Source organism: Amycolatopsis sp. lyj-109, assembly GCF_046548995.1.
In the GTDB taxonomy this organism is placed as follows: Bacteria; Actinomycetota; Actinomycetes; order Mycobacteriales; family Pseudonocardiaceae; genus Amycolatopsis.
The window spans coordinates 606,065-620,194 of record NZ_JAJPWR010000001.1; the positions used below are offsets into that span (position 1 = coordinate 606,065).

At 71.0% G+C, this 14,130-nt stretch carries 9 protein-coding genes; 6 read left to right on the forward strand and 3 right to left on the reverse strand.

Features of this window, described 5'->3' with window-relative positions; genetic code table 11:
* Complete coding sequence (locus ACLJQF_RS02895; protein WP_410606620.1) at positions 1-1,023, reverse strand: GDSL-type esterase/lipase family protein; 1,023 nt, start codon at positions 1,021-1,023, stop codon at positions 1-3.
* A complete protein-coding gene (locus tag ACLJQF_RS02900) occupies positions 1,020-3,749 on the reverse strand; it encodes a hypothetical protein (protein WP_410606621.1) in 2,730 nt (909 codons plus the stop codon). The genes ACLJQF_RS02895 and ACLJQF_RS02900 overlap by 4 nt, the downstream gene beginning before the upstream one ends.
* A gap of 274 nt (positions 3,750-4,023) precedes the next feature.
* On the opposite strand from ACLJQF_RS02900, the gene ACLJQF_RS02905 reads away from it, so the two are divergent.
* The 6 genes from ACLJQF_RS02905 to ACLJQF_RS02930 all read left to right on the forward strand — a co-directional run bounded on the left by ACLJQF_RS02905 (position 4,024) and on the right by ACLJQF_RS02930 (position 11,401).
* Positions 4,024-5,307, forward strand: coding sequence for an ABC transporter substrate-binding protein (locus ACLJQF_RS02905; RefSeq protein WP_410606622.1), 1,284 nt, complete (start codon positions 4,024-4,026; stop codon positions 5,305-5,307).
* A gap of 11 nt (positions 5,308-5,318) precedes the next feature.
* Positions 5,319-6,257 (forward strand): carbohydrate ABC transporter permease, encoded by a 939-nt coding sequence (locus tag ACLJQF_RS02910; protein WP_410606623.1) that lies wholly within the window; start codon positions 5,319-5,321, stop codon positions 6,255-6,257.
* Positions 6,254-7,084 carry a carbohydrate ABC transporter permease gene (locus ACLJQF_RS02915; protein ID WP_410606624.1) on the forward strand — a complete coding sequence of 277 codons (831 nt, stop codon included), beginning with the start codon at positions 6,254-6,256 and terminating at the stop codon, positions 7,082-7,084. The genes ACLJQF_RS02910 and ACLJQF_RS02915 overlap by 4 nt, the downstream gene beginning before the upstream one ends.
* A gap of 50 nt (positions 7,085-7,134) precedes the next feature.
* Positions 7,135-7,704, forward strand: a complete 570-nt coding sequence (locus tag ACLJQF_RS02920; RefSeq protein WP_410606625.1) for a hypothetical protein — start codon at positions 7,135-7,137, stop codon at positions 7,702-7,704.
* Positions 7,701-8,741 (forward strand): LacI family DNA-binding transcriptional regulator, encoded by a 1,041-nt coding sequence (locus ACLJQF_RS02925; protein ID WP_410606626.1) that lies wholly within the window; start codon positions 7,701-7,703, stop codon positions 8,739-8,741. The genes ACLJQF_RS02920 and ACLJQF_RS02925 overlap by 4 nt, the downstream gene beginning before the upstream one ends.
* A gap of 392 nt (positions 8,742-9,133) precedes the next feature.
* Complete coding sequence (locus tag ACLJQF_RS02930) at positions 9,134-11,401, forward strand: cellulase family glycosylhydrolase (RefSeq protein ID WP_410606627.1); 2,268 nt, start codon at positions 9,134-9,136, stop codon at positions 11,399-11,401.
* Between the two features lie 134 nt (positions 11,402-11,535).
* On the opposite strand, the gene ACLJQF_RS02935 is transcribed toward ACLJQF_RS02930, so the two are convergent.
* Positions 11,536-13,917: a ricin-type beta-trefoil lectin domain protein gene (locus ACLJQF_RS02935; protein ID WP_410606628.1), complete on the reverse strand. Its 2,382-nt coding sequence runs from the start codon at positions 13,915-13,917 to the stop codon at positions 11,536-11,538.
* Between the last annotated feature and the right edge of the window lie 213 nt (positions 13,918-14,130).

The following is a 14,130-nucleotide window of genomic DNA, read 5'->3' on the forward strand; positions in this document are numbered from 1 at the left end:
TCAGGGGCGGAGAAACCGTGCGAGTGGCAAGCGGGCCTGGGCCATCGCCCGCGTGACGAGCGCGGCGAACTGCTCGGCGCCGTAGCGGCTGAGGTGGGTCGCGTCGTCGACGCCGTCGTGCGCGAGGGTCAGGTACAGCGGCCAGGACGCGGCTTCGCCCAGGCTTTCCAGCAGGGCCTGGCTGCGCGCGGTCAGGTCGAGCAATGGGAGCCGCTGCTGCCGGGCGACGTCCCGCAGCACCGCGGGCAGGTCGACGCCGAGGTTGTTGACGACGAGGCCGAGCGGGGTGAGCTTGCCGTCCGCGCCGAACCGGTGCCGCACCGGGGGCGTGACCACGACCGGCGCCCCGCCCTGCGCGCGGACGCCGTCGATCAGGGTGGCGAGGTTGGCGCGATAGACGTCCTCGGTCGTCTGCTTGTCGTTGTGGGCCAGCTGGATCAGGACCGTGTCGCCGGGCCGGATCATCGGCCGCACGCGGGCGAAGTAGCGCGGGTCGTCGAGGTAGCTGACCGTGCTCGCGCCGGATTGGGCGTAGTTCCGCACGCTCGGCCCGGCCCGGAAGAACTCCGGCAGGGCCTGGGCCCAGCCGTTCTTCGGCAGGAACGCCCAGTCGGACGCGGTGGAGTCGCTGATGACGAAGACCCGCGGCGCCTTCGGTTTCGGCGTCACGGCGATCCGGACCGGTTGCGGCGCCGGACCGGTGAGGTGCACCTGGAGCCCGGGGGTGCCCGGGCCGTCCTGACCGCTCGGCATCCCTTCGGGAGTGCGGACTTCGACCGTCACCGACCGCTCGACGTACTGCCCGGCTCTGGTGGCCACCGGCGCCAGGGCGATCCGCCGGGCCTCGACGTCGAGCCCGGTCGACCCGGCGTTCCGGCCGCCGAGCAGCACGTCGACCCGGTAGTCGCCGGCGGGCACGTCGAACGAGCACGAGCCGGTGCACACGGTCCACCGTGGAGCCGCGTCCGCCGGGGCCGCACCGAGTGTGAGCACGGCGGCCAGGGTGAGTTCGAGGACCTTCACGGCGCTTCCTCCGGGGCGATGGCGAGCAGGGCGATGGTGGCCAGGTTCCGCTGGGCGAAGTCGTTGGTTGCGAACGTGGCGAAGTCCCCGGCGGGGTTCGTCGTGGTCCGGGTGGGGATCTCGGTCACCGGACCGGCCACGGCCGAGCCGGTGACGCGTTCCGCGGGCGGCCACGGCTTGCCCGCCGGGTCGCCGGTGAACTGGTCCCAACCGCGCTTGCGCAGGCTCGCGTCACCGAGTTGCTCGCCCGCCCAGGCCGTGACGCGGGAGTAGATCGTCTTGAACAGCCCGGGGTTGAAATCGCGGCCGTACCGGGCGATCTTCTCCGCCGACGGCGCCTGGGCGTACCGGGCGAAGTCCAGGTAGGTCCGGCGGAACTCCGGGACGTCGACCAGATCGAGGGCCTCCCAGAGGATCTGCTCGCCGAGGAAGGCCATCGAAAGGTTGTAACCGCCGTCGAAGTCGCCCTTCTCCAGGTTCACCAGGTGGCCGGTCGTCGGGTCGAAGCCGACCGCGCCGCCCGCCTCGCCGGTGAACAGCCCGGCCGGGAACGTCGCGATGTCCTGCATGCCGGTGACGATCCGGTCGCGCCAGCGGACGTCGCCGGTGCGTTCCCACTCGGTCAGCCAATTGCTGACCAGCGCGTACCAGTCGGGTCCGATCCGGATGCGGGCGGGCGCCTTCGTCTGGGGCGGCAGAACCGCGCGCAGCGGGTCGACCGTGCGCAGCGTCTCGTCGACCTGCAGCGACGAGCGGATCAGGTCGCCCAGCAGCTCGTCGGCGGTGAGGTAGTAGGAGAACCGCTTCGTGAACGACTCGCCGACCCGCGCCTCCTTGGCCCCGTCGCCCCAGTGCACGACGGCGTGCCGGGAGCCGAGACCGGCGAACCGGCCACTGTGGTGGGTGTCCACTTCGGACACGTGCTGGGTCATCGCGTGCGCCAGCCGGAACGTCCGGGGATCGCCCGAACGCAGGAAGGCGTACCAGAGCAGGGCGTCCGTGCCGAGCTCGGCGTTGTCCCAGGCGTACCCGCCGACGTCGTAACGCCATTCGTGGCGGTCCGCGTCGTAGGTGTGCATGACGTCGCCGTAGTGCCAGAACCCGTACCACTCGCGCTCGTCGACCTGGTCGGCGTAGAAGCCGATCTCGCGCGCGATGCCGTCTTCGAGGGCCGCGCGGGCGGGTGTGCTGCGGTCGGGCAGGCTCCAGCGGCCGAACACCCCGGCCGCGTGGTAGGTGCCCGGGTCCGCGACGAGCTGCGGCGACGCGGTCAGCGTGGCCGAGAACGCGGCGATGGTGTCCCGCGGCGGGGTGGCCGCCAACGCCCACAGTCGCAGTTCGGTCGAGCGCAGCACGCCCTGCGGCGTCGCGAAACCTTCTTGGACGTCTTCGTAGGACAGATCCAGCCCGTGGGCAGTGGTGTCGTAGGTGCGCAGGTCCATCGCGGGCGCCAGCGGGGAGTACGACCACAGCGTCACCGACGCCGTGTCCGTGGCCGCACCGCGGATGTCCAGCGAGCGCGGGGCGCGCTGCCAGAAGTCGCGCAGCCCGAAGCCCAGTCCGCCGGCGGGACCGCCGACGTAGCCGAAGCCGGACGCGCGGTCACCGTGGCCCGCGTGCTTGAGCCAGCTGCCCGCGGTGCTGGTCCGTTTCCACACGGCGAAGTGCCGGGCGGACTCCTGGAAGAGCGTGAAATCGTTCCACAGAGCCAGTTTCTGGTAGCCGTCACGCACCTGCTGACCCCACTGCGCGACCGGCGGGGTGGCGGTGCCGTCGGTCTGGGCCTTCCGGACCGCCGTGCCGGGGTCGCGGCGCAGGCCGGTCAGCACCCGGACGGGTTCGCCCCAGACGCCGCGCGCGGCCGTGCCGAAGCGGACGTGCCGGTTGTGCGGCTCATCGGTCAGCGGAACCGAGAACCGCAGGCCGAGCCCGCGGACGAAGTCGTGGTTTTCGTCGGCGTCCCAGCGGAAACTGTGCACGACCCGCAGGGAGTCGTCGGCGGCGCCGAGGTAGACCCGCAGGGTCCAGGGCAGGATCGCGCGGGTGCCGCGGCCGCGGTCGCGCCGGTACCGGCCGGTCAGCTTCACCACCGCGCGCACCGGGCCCGCCTGCTCGACCTCGGCGCGTTCGACGATGCCCGTCCAGTCCTCCCGGCGGGGCGCCCGGGTGTCGTCGGCGTCGTCCGGCCGGTCCTGCAGCCGCAGCACGAGCTCGCCGTCGCGGGCCACGACCCGGCCGGCCCGGGCGAGCGACGGCACGGCGACGGCGCCGGTCGTGGCGAGCTTCAGCTCGACCGTTCCGTTGGCCACCACGATTTCGCGGGGCGACCGGCGCACGGTGACCGGAACCGGTGGCGGCGCGGGTGTCCCGGGTGCCAGCGCGAAGGCGGCCGCGCCGGCGGACGACGTCACGGCGTGCCCGGACCACTTGACCGAGCCGTCCGGCCAGTACGCGAGCGGCCACGACTGCACCGGAACCGGTGAGCCGTCATCGGCGTGCAGGGCCAGCGGCACGTTCCTGGCCAGCGTTCCCCGCTGCCAGGGGACGCCGAAGGCGCAGCCCACCGGGGCGGCGGGCCGGCCGTCCAGCCAGTGCAGGCGCACTTCGCCGCCGGACGTCGTGGCGGGGGCCGCCATCGCGGCCTTCGGCGGAGCGACGGCGGTGGCGGCCAGTGCCGACACACCGCCGAGGAAGACACGTCGGGAAAGAGGGAACTGCGGGGACATCGCCGGCCTCCGGATCAGCTCGATGAACCGATTCAAACCAGACGTTTCCGGGTCTGTCAACCCGGCCGACCCGAACAGTCCAGTCCATGAGTAAGCGCTTTCTCGATGATCGGATGAACGGCTGCACCCGTTCGACCGATTCGAAAGTTTCGGCGCTTTCGTTGGCATCATTGCTGGTTGACGCGGCCCGCGCGCGGTCTTACCGTGCTTGAACCGATTCAAGACCGAAATTCCGGTGAGCTCGCCCGGTGGTGGTCTCCAGAAGGGAAATTCGATGAACGGACGGTTCGGGGTGCGCGCCGGGCTGGTGGCGGCCGTGGCGGTCACGCTGGCGGGGCTGGTCACGGGGTGCGGCGGTGGCGACGCCTCGGGGCCCACGACGATCCGCTTCGTCTGGTGGGGCAACGAAGACCGGGCCAAGGCCACCAAGGCCGCGGTGGAGGAGTTCATGAAGGACAACCCGGGCATCACCGTCCAGACGGAGTACGCCGCGTACGACGCCTACTTCCAGAAGCTCTCCACCCAGGTCGCCGGGGGTGCGTCGCCCGACCTGATCCAGCTGGACCGCGCGACGCTCGGCGAGTACCAGCACCGGCACGTGCTGGAGGACCTGAGCTCGTCCGTGGGCACGACGATCGACGTCACCGGGATCGCGCCCGCGCTGCTGGCCGGCGGCAAGATCGAGGGCAGGCAGTACGCCGTGCCCGGCGGCCAGACCACCCAGATGCTCGCCTACGACGCGGGCGTCTTCACCAAGGCGGGTGTCGAACCACCGTCCGGGCCGGGCAAGAGCTGGACCTGGGCGCAGTTCGGCGAGGGCCTGCGCAAGGTGGCCGCGACCGGGGTGGCCGGGACGACCGACTTCGGCTGGGCGATCGACTGGTTCGAGGTCTGGCTGCACCAGCACGGCAAGCCGCTCTACACCGACGACGGCAAGCTCGGGTTCACCGCCGCCGACCTGACGGAGTTCTGGACGCTGACCGGCGACCTGCGGGCGGCCAAGGCCGTCACCGCACCCGAGGTCACGACGAAGATGGACGGCTCGATGCCGAACTCGGGCCTGGTCACCAAGCGCGCCGGGTCGGAGATCAACTACGACTCCAGCCTCAGCGCGTACCTGTCGAGCTACGGCCCGGGGATCAAGGCGGCGCCGCTGCCGGCCGACGGCCAGGCGTCCGGCATGGCCGCCATGCCGCCGGTCACCTTCGCCGTGGCCCAGCGCTCGGCGCACAAGGAGGCCGCCGCCAAGCTGCTGAGCTTCCTGGTCAACAACCCGGAAGCGGGCAAGCTGCTGGGCGTGGCGCGCGGGCTGCCGCCGAACACCGCGATCCGCGAGCAGGTCTGCGGCGCGGCCCAGGCCGCCACGAAGGCGGTGTGCGACTACGAAAAGTCGGTCGCCGACCGGATCGGCCCGGCGACCGGCCTGTGGCCCACCGGCTCCGCGGCGGTCAAGCGCGACTTCCAGCGCGCCTACGACGACGTGATCTTCGGCCGCACGAGTGTCGCCGACGGGGCCGCGCGCGTGGTGCAGACCGCGCAGCAGTCACTCGGATCCTGACGGAGGAGCGGATGACGCAAGCTGTGCTGGACCGGCCGGTGGCCCCGGCAGCGGCGACGCAACGCCGCCGCACCGGCCAGGGCTCGGGGTACTTGTTCCTGTCGCCGTGGCTGATCGGCGTGCTCGTGCTGACCATCGGCCCGATGAGCGCGTCGCTGTACCTGTCGTTCACCGACTACGACCTGTTCGACGCGCCGCACTGGGTCGGCCTGGACAACTACGTCACGATGTTCACCCGGGACGACCGGTTCTGGCACGCCGCCGGCGTCACCGCACAGTACGTCGGGCTGTCGGTGCCGCTCAAGCTCGGGCTGGCGCTGGCCGTCGCGATGCTGCTGAACCGCGCCCGCCGCGGCGCCGGGCTGTACCGCTCGGCGTTCTACGCGCCCTCGTTGCTCGGCGCGAGCGTGAGCCTCGCCCTGGTGTGGCGGGCGATGTTCTCGACCGGCGGCACCGCGGACCGCGTGCTGGCCGCGTTCGGCCTGGACACCGGCGGCTGGGTGGATCAGCCGCAGTTCGCGCTGCTGGCCGTGATCGCGCTGGCCGTGTGGCAGTTCGGCGCGCCGATGGTCATTTTCCTGGCCGGGCTCAAGCAGATCCCGAAGGAGCTCTACGAGGCGGCGGAACTCGACGGGGCCGGCCCGCTCCGCCGGTTCCGGTCGGTGACGCTGCCGATGCTGTCCCCGGTACTGCTGTTCAACCTGGTGCTGGAGACCATCCACGCGTTCCAGTCGTTCACCGGCGCGTTCGTCGTCAGCAGCGGCCGCGGCGGGCCGAGCGACTCGACCCTGCTCTACACGCTGTACCTCTACCAGCGGGGGTTCACCGACTTCCGGATGGGCTTCGCCTCGGCGATGGCCTGGGTGCTGCTGGTGGTGATCGGCGTGCTCACCGCGCTGCTGTTCCGCGGCTCGCGCCGGTGGGTGTTCTACGCGGGGGAGGGCCGATGACCCGCCGGTCCTGGGGGTGGCACCTGCTGCTGGTGCTCATCCTGCTGGTGCTGCTGTACCCGGTCGGCTGGCTGATCTCGGCGTCGTTCAAGCCCGCGGCGGAGGTGCTGGCCGGGCTTTCGCTGCTGCCCGCGAACGCCACCGGGGACAACTACACGCAGGTGTTCGCCGGGGTGGCCGGGTACAGCGTCTGGCACTACTTCGCCAACTCGGTGGTGATCTCCGTCGGCGCGGTCGCCGGCAACGTCGTTTCGTGCTCCCTGGCCGCGTACGCCTTCGCCCGGCTGCACTTCCGGGGGCGCGGGCCGATGTTCGGCTTCATGCTCTCCACCATCATGCTGCCGCAGCACGTCGTGCTCATCCCGCAGTACGTCATCTTCCAGAAGCTCGGCATGGTCAACACGTTCTGGCCGCTCGTCCTGCCGAAGTTCCTGGCCACCGACGCCTTCTTCGTGTTCCTCATGGTGCAGTTCATCCGCGCCCTGCCCGGGGAGCTCGACGAGGCGGCGACGATCGACGGCTGCGGGCCGGTGCGGACGTTCCGGTACGTGATCGCGCCGCTGCTGCGCCCGGCGCTGATCACCACCGCCATCTTCACCTTCATCTGGACCTGGAACGACTTCTTCTCGCAGCTGATCTACCTCAACGACCCCGGCAAGTTCACCCTGCCGCTGGCGCTGCAGATCTTCGTGGACCAGACGAGCCAGTCGGCGTTCGGCCCGATGTTCGCCATGTCGGTGCTCGCCCTGCTGCCGATCGGGCTGTTCTTCTTCGCCTTCCAGCGCTACCTGGTGGAAGGCGTGGCGACGTCGGGGCTGAAGGGATGAGCGCCCCAAGGCGGCCTTCGGTGCGTGAGACGCACCCAAGGCGGCCTTCGGTGCGTCAGACGCACCCAAGGCCGCCTTGGGGCGCTCGGTCGCTGACGCTGCTGGCCGAAGTGCTGTTCGTCGGGTTCCTGGTCTGTGTGGCGTCGGTGTTCGTCGTGACGGCTCTGGCCGCGGCGGCCGCCGGTTCGGTGCTGCTCACCGAGGTGGCCGCGGACGGCCGGACGCCGTCCGTGCGCCGGTTCGCCCGCCTGTTCCGCGCGGCGCTCGCGCACCCGGTGGCCGTCCTGGCCCCGGTGGGCCTGCTGGCCGTCGGCGGCGTCGACGTCGTCGCGGTGCTGGGCGGGCTGCCCGGCGGCCGGGTGTTCGGGGCCGTCCTGGGGCTGGTGCTCGCCGCGCTGCTGGCGACCGGACTGCGGGGCGCGGCGGCCTGGCGGCCGGGCCGCCGGTGGCCGGAGGTGCTGGCGGCGGCCGGGCGGGAGACGGTCCTGGACTGGCGTGGCAGCCTCGGGCTGGCCGTCGCGATCGTCGTCGTGACCGTCGTCGTCGTGCAGGCGCCGGCCTTCGTGGTCGTCGCACCGGGACTGCTCGTGCTGGCCGCGGTCGCGGTGGGCGTCCGGTGAAGCCGCCGATCGGCATCCGGGACGTCGCCGTCCGGGCCGCGGTGTCGGTCGGCACGGTGTCCAACGTGCTGAACCGCCCCGACGTGGTCGCCGCCGCCACCCGGGCGCGGGTACTCGCCGCCATCGACGCGCTGGGGTACGTCCGCAACGAGCCGGCGCGCCAGCTGCGCTCCGGCACCGCCCGCACGATCGGCCTGGTGGTGCTCGACGTGGGCAACCCCTTCTTCACCGACGTCGCCCGCGGCGTCGAAGAGGCGGCGAGCCAGGCCGGGCACGCGGTGCTCCTCTGCAACAGCGGCGAATCCGTGGCCAAGGAAGCCGGGCACGTCGAGCTGCTGGCCGCGCAGCGCGTGCACGGGGTGCTGATCACGCCGGTGGCGTCCGGGGCAGCGCAGGTGCGGTGGCTGCGGGACCGGGGGATCTCGGTGGTCCTGCTCGACCACCCGACCGCGGAGGAGGACCTGTGCTCGGTCGCGGTGGACGACCGCCACGGTGGCGAGCTCGCGGTCACCCACCTGCTGGCCGAGGGGTGCGAGCGGATCGTGATGGTCACCGGCCCGCCCGGCATCCACCAGGCGGCCGAACGCCACCGCGGCGCCCGCGACGCGATCCGGCTGGCGGGCCGGCCACCGGACGTGCTGGAGGTGCTGCCGGCCCCGGCCCTCAACGTGGCGTGCGGCCTGCGGGCCGGTGAGCACCTGCTGGCCAGGGCGGTGCTGCCCGATGCCGTCTTCTGCGCGAACGACCTGCTGGCGCTGGGCCTGCTGCAGGCCACGGTCCGGGCGGGGGTCCGGGTCCCGGAGGACCTGGCGATCGTCGGCTACGACGACATCGACTTCGCGGCTGCGGCCGCGGTGCCGCTGACGTCGGTCCGCCAGCCCCGGCACGAGCTCGGCCGCACGGCAGCGGCCCTGGTCATCGCCGAATCGCAGGCGCCGTCCGAGCACGAGCACCGGCACGTGGTGTTCACGCCGGAGCTGGTGGTCCGCGAATCGAGCCGCCGGCCGCGGCGCACGAGACGGGCGGCGTGGCCATGACCTTCTGTCTATTCAGGACCGTAGCGCCGTGGCCTGTCAACGGTGCAGGAACGGCCAACTCACCGCTCGCAGCGGCCAACTCACACACCGGAACGGCCAACTCACCGGGCACGTGGTGAGTTGGCCGCTCCGGGTGGTGAGTTGGCCGCTCCGGGTGGTGAGTTGGCCGCCTGGGGGAGGTTGTGGCCGGTGTTGCTGCTGAGCGCGGCAGATCGCCCTCCGCGGCGTGCGTCGAGAAAACGCTTTCTTCTGGCGCGGATCGGCAGCTTAACGTTAAGCAGGTTGGCCGGTTTCTGTCTCGCGGCCGGTGTTCCGCTTGCGTCCGTCGTGTTACGGTGGGAGCGCTCCCAGCCTGAAACTTTCCTGTCGAGTGGTTCTCCAGGAGGTCGGTAATGAACTGGCGATTCCTTCGCGTGCTCGTGGCCGGCTTGCTGCTGGCCGCCGGTGTCGTCGTGGCCCCCGCCGCGGCGCAGGCGGCCGCGCCCACGCGGGTCATGGCGCTGGGCGACTCCATCACCGGCTCGCCCGGCTGCTGGCGCGCGCTGCTGTGGAAACACCTCCAGGACACCGGCCACACCGACGTCGACTTCGTCGGCACCCTGCCCGCGACGGGTTGCGGCTTCACCCACGACGGCGACAACGAGGGCCACGGCGGGTTCCTGGCGACCGGGATCGTCCGGGACAACCAGCTGCCCGGCTGGCTGTCGGCGACGCACCCGGACATCGTCCTGATGCATCTGGGCACGAACGACGTCTGGAGCAACATCCCGGCGAGCACGATCCTCGACGCCTACACCACCCTGCTGGGCCAGATGCGGGCCGCCAACCCGGCGACCAAGCTGATCGTCGCGAAGATCATCCCGATGAACCCGGCCAACTGCACCGCTTGCGGCCAGCGGGTCGTCGACCTGAACAACGCCATCCCCGGCTGGGCGCAGGCGCACTCCACGGCCGCGTCGCCGATCACCGTCGTCGACCAGTGGACCGGGTTCGACACCGCGGCGGACACCGGTGACGGCGTCCACCCGAACAGCACCACCGGCATCCAGAAGATGGAGAGCCGCTGGTACCCCGCGCTGGTGGCGGCGCTCGGCACGGGCACGCCCGCCGCGACCGGCCTGCACATCGACGGCACCCGGATCCTCGAAGCCAACGGCAGTCCGTTCGTGCTGCGCGGGGTGAACCACGCGTACGTCTGGTACCCGGGCCAAAACCGCGCCTTCGCCGACATCAAGTCCTTCGGCGCCAACACCGTCCGGGTCGTCCTCGGCAGTGGGCAGCGGTGGGGGCCGACCCCGGCCGCCGAGGTCACCAGCGTCATCGGGCAGTGCAAGCAGAACCGGCTGATCTGCGTCCTGGAGGTGCACGACACCACCGGGTACGGCGAACAGAGCGGCGCCGCCACCCTCGACCAGGCCGCCAGTTACTGGATCAGCGTGGCCGCCGCGCTGAAGGGCCAGGAGAACTACGTCGTCATCAACCTGGGCAACGAGCCGTTCGGCAACGACCAGCAGGTCAGCGCGACCTGGACCACCGCGACGGGCAATGCGATCAAGCGGTTGCGGGCCGCCGGGCTGCAGCACCTGCTGATGGCCGACGCGCCGATGTGGGGCCAGGACTGGCAGAACATCATGCGCGACAACGCGGGCACGGTGTTCGCCGCCGACCCGCAGCGCAACACGGTCTTCTCCATCCACATGTACGGCGTCTACGACACCGCCGCCGAGATCAACGCCTACTTCGACGCGTTCCGCACCGCCGGGCTGCCCCTGGTCGTCGGCGAGTTCGGGAACATGCACAGCGACGGCAACCCGGACGAGGACACCATCATGGCCCAGGCGCAGGCCCGCGGCCTCGGCTACCTCGGCTGGTCGTGGAGCGGCAACAGCAGCGACGTCGGCTACCTGGACATGACGAACGGCTTCGACCCGGCCAGCCTCACCCCGTGGGGCGAGCGGTTCCTCAACGGCGCCAACGGAGTCCGGCAGACCTCGAAGGAGGCCACCGTCTTCGGCGGCGGCCAGGCGGACACCCAGGCCCCGTCCGTCCCGGGCACCCCGGCCGTCTCGGGGGTGACGGCCGGCGGGGTCACGCTCGGCTGGCCCGCGTCGACCGACAACGTCGGCGTCACCGGCTACGACGTCCTGCGGGCGCCGGGAGCGAGCGGGGGCACGTTCGCCGTGGTCGGTTCGACCGCGACGACGTCGTACACCGACAGCGGCCTGACCGCTTCGAGCACCTACCGGTACCAGGTGCGGGCCAGGGACGCCGCCGGCAACACCTCGGCCGGCTCCGGGATCGCGACGGCGACGACGAGCGCGGGCGGCGGGACGGGCGCGTGCAAGATCGCCTATGCCGCCTCCAACTGGGGCGGCGGCAACGGGTTCACCGCCAACGTCACCATCACCAACACCGGCACGAGCGCGGTCAACGGCTGGACACTGGCCTTCACCTTCGCCGGCGGCCAGCAGGTGACCCTGCCCGGCTGGGGTGCCACCTTCGCCCAGTCCGGCGGCGCCGTCACCGCCAAGAACCTGAGCTGGAACGGCACGCTGGCGCCGAACGCCTCGACCGGCATCGGCTTCAACGGCACCTACAGCGGGTCCAACCCCGCGCCCACGGCGTTCACGCTCAACGGAAGCACCTGCTCGACCGCCTAGCGCCCCTGGTCGTGAGTGGTAATTCGGGTTCTAACCCGAATTACCACTCACGACCAGCTGCGGCAGACCGGCGTCCAGGATTGTCCTGGCAGGCTGTCTTCGGCCGCATCGAACAAGGATCTCGCCCGGCAGTACTAGCCCCTGGTCCACTTCTGGGCGTTGCCGCCCGTGCAAGCCTGCAGCGTCACCGGGGTGCTGTTCCCCGTGCCGTTGCCGTTCGGCGTCAGGCACAGTCCCGATTGGACACCGGTGATCGTGCCGTCGGCGGCCGCCGTCCACTGCTGGTTGGCGCCGGTCGAGCAGTCCCAGATGATCGCCCGGGTGCCCGCGGTCGTGGCCGCGCCTTCGGCGTCCAGGCACTTGTTGCCGTACACCAGGAGCTGTTTGCCGGACGTCAGGGTCCACTGCTGGTTGCTGCCGCCGTTGCAGTCCCACAGCGTCACCTGCGTGCCGTTGGTCTGCGACACGCCCGGGACGTCGAGGCAGCGCCCGGCGGCGGTGTTGCGCAGCACGGAGGTCGAACCACCGCCCGAACCGGCGACCGAGAGGTTGTCGAACTGGGCGGTCTCCCCCACGCTCGTGCCGATACCGACCTGGCCGGCCGGGAAGGTGCTGTCGGTGACCGTGCCGACGACAGTGCCGTCGACCGAGGCGGTGATGGTGCTGCCGGAGAACCCCAGGGACAGCTTGTGCCAGCTGCCGGTGCCGAGCGCGGTCGTCGTGCCGGTGCGCAGGGTCGTGTTCTGCTGGCTGGTGTTGTTGCGCCGGATCGACCACGCGCCGGTGTCACTCACCCGGAAGTAGTACGCGTTCAGCGCACCCTGGTTGCCGGTGTCCTGCGAGCCGGCCCGGCCGAGCAGCTCGACGTACCCGGACTTCTCCAGCAGCACGTCGGTGTTCAGCGTGTAGGTGCTCCAGGCGATGTTGCCCAGCAGCGCGTAGGGATCGACGAACTTCTTCCACGGGATCGTCTTCTGCGTGGCGGCCTGGCGGACGCAGGTGCCCGCGCGGCCGGCGCCACAGGCGGCGGTCTCGAACGCGCCCTCCATGTCCATCAGGTACTTGGCTTCCTTGCCCTTCGCGTAGCCGTCGAAGTCGTCGCTGTAGGGCAGGTTCAGCGAACCCTGCGGCGGGCTCGTCGCCGTTCCCTTGCCCTGTCCGGTGGTGGTCGTGATGGTGTAGAGGTAGCCGGGCTGGGCGGTCAGGGAGAAGGCGCCGCCGGACGGCGTGATGTCGGTGCTGTGGACGAAGTGGTCGCCCGTGTTGTTCGAGTTGAGGTTCGTCGCCCACACGTGCACCTGGCCGGTGGACAAGCCGCCGGTGACGTTGAGGTTCAGCTGCTGGGCCGAGGTCGCGTCCATCGTCTCGATGATCGTGCTGTAGTCGGTGTTGTTCGGGGACTTCAGCGAGACGTAGCTGCCGTTGTTGCGGTTCCCGCCGAGGTAGCCGCTGGAGGAGTCGAGGTACTTCCAGCCGGGCGCGGTGAACTGCGTCGTGTGGGCCAGCGCCCACGAGTCCTTGCCGACCGAGTAGTAGCCCGACCAGGGCTGGTTGGCCAGGATCAGCCCCACCGTCGGCCACGGGATGTTCGGCGTGACGGCGGCGATCAGGTCCCAGTTGAGGTAGGCGGTCATCTTGCCGTCGAGGTAGACGCGGTTGATCCCGCGGGCCAGCGGCTTGGCGCCGTCGTTGTAGTCCTGGGAGCCGTTTTCGCTGGACCACAACGTCTTCCCGGTGTTCGTGACGTTGGCCGGCACGCTGCAGGACGTCTGCGCGCTGAGGTAGCCGCAGGTGTAGTGGGCGCTGAGCACGTCGGTCGCGTTGCGGTAGGCCGTGTTCGTCGAGATCGCGCCCGCCGGGCCCCAGTCCCCCGGCCACGAGTCACCGGAGATGACCTTGACCGCGCTGTACCCGTTGGCGTTGAGGGCGTTGCGCAGGGTCACGGTCCAGTCGGCACTCCACTGCTTCTCGTTCTGGACGCTCGTGAGGTAGTCGATGGTCAGCCCGTGCTGCTTGGCGCACCCCAGCCAGGACAGGTAGTAGTCCGTCAGGTCGTTGGAGAAGAACGTCCCGTTGCCGATCCAGCCCGGCGCTCCCCAGGGCAGGCCCACGAGCTTGATGCCGGGGTTGCGCGCCTTCGCCTGCTCCATGATCCACCACTCGTACCCGCGGTTGCAGTCGAGATCGCCGCGGAAGTGGGCGTGGCTGGGCTCGGCGCCGCTGGTGGAGTTGGTGTCCCCGCCCATTTCCACCTTGAGGATCTGCAGGGCGGACCCGTAACCGGGTTTGAACAGGTAGTCGAGGATCTGGCCGCGCTGCGGTTCGGGGTAGTCGATCAGCAGGCGGCTGTTGCCCCCGCCGCCGCTGACCGCGCCGACGCCGTCGAACGTGCGGCCGCCCGAACCGCCGTTGATCGTGATCGAGGTGGCGGCCTGGGCGGCCGGTGCCGCGGCGACGACGCCGCCGGCCACGGCCAGGAGCACCGCCGCTGCCACGGCTCCCGCTCTCCGGAACATGGTTGTCCTCACTTCCGACGAAGGGGCGGCGAAACTCTCGAACCGGCCGGCGAAACAAATCGGCCGACGGCGAACACGCTGGACGTTAACGCTAACAGCCGCGTTGCCACTGAACAACTGCTGAACGCCGGCACCCGGCGCACTTTACGAAACAATGCGGCGCCCGCTTCGCCGGGGGACCATCATCGCAGGTCAGCAGCGTTTCACCACCGT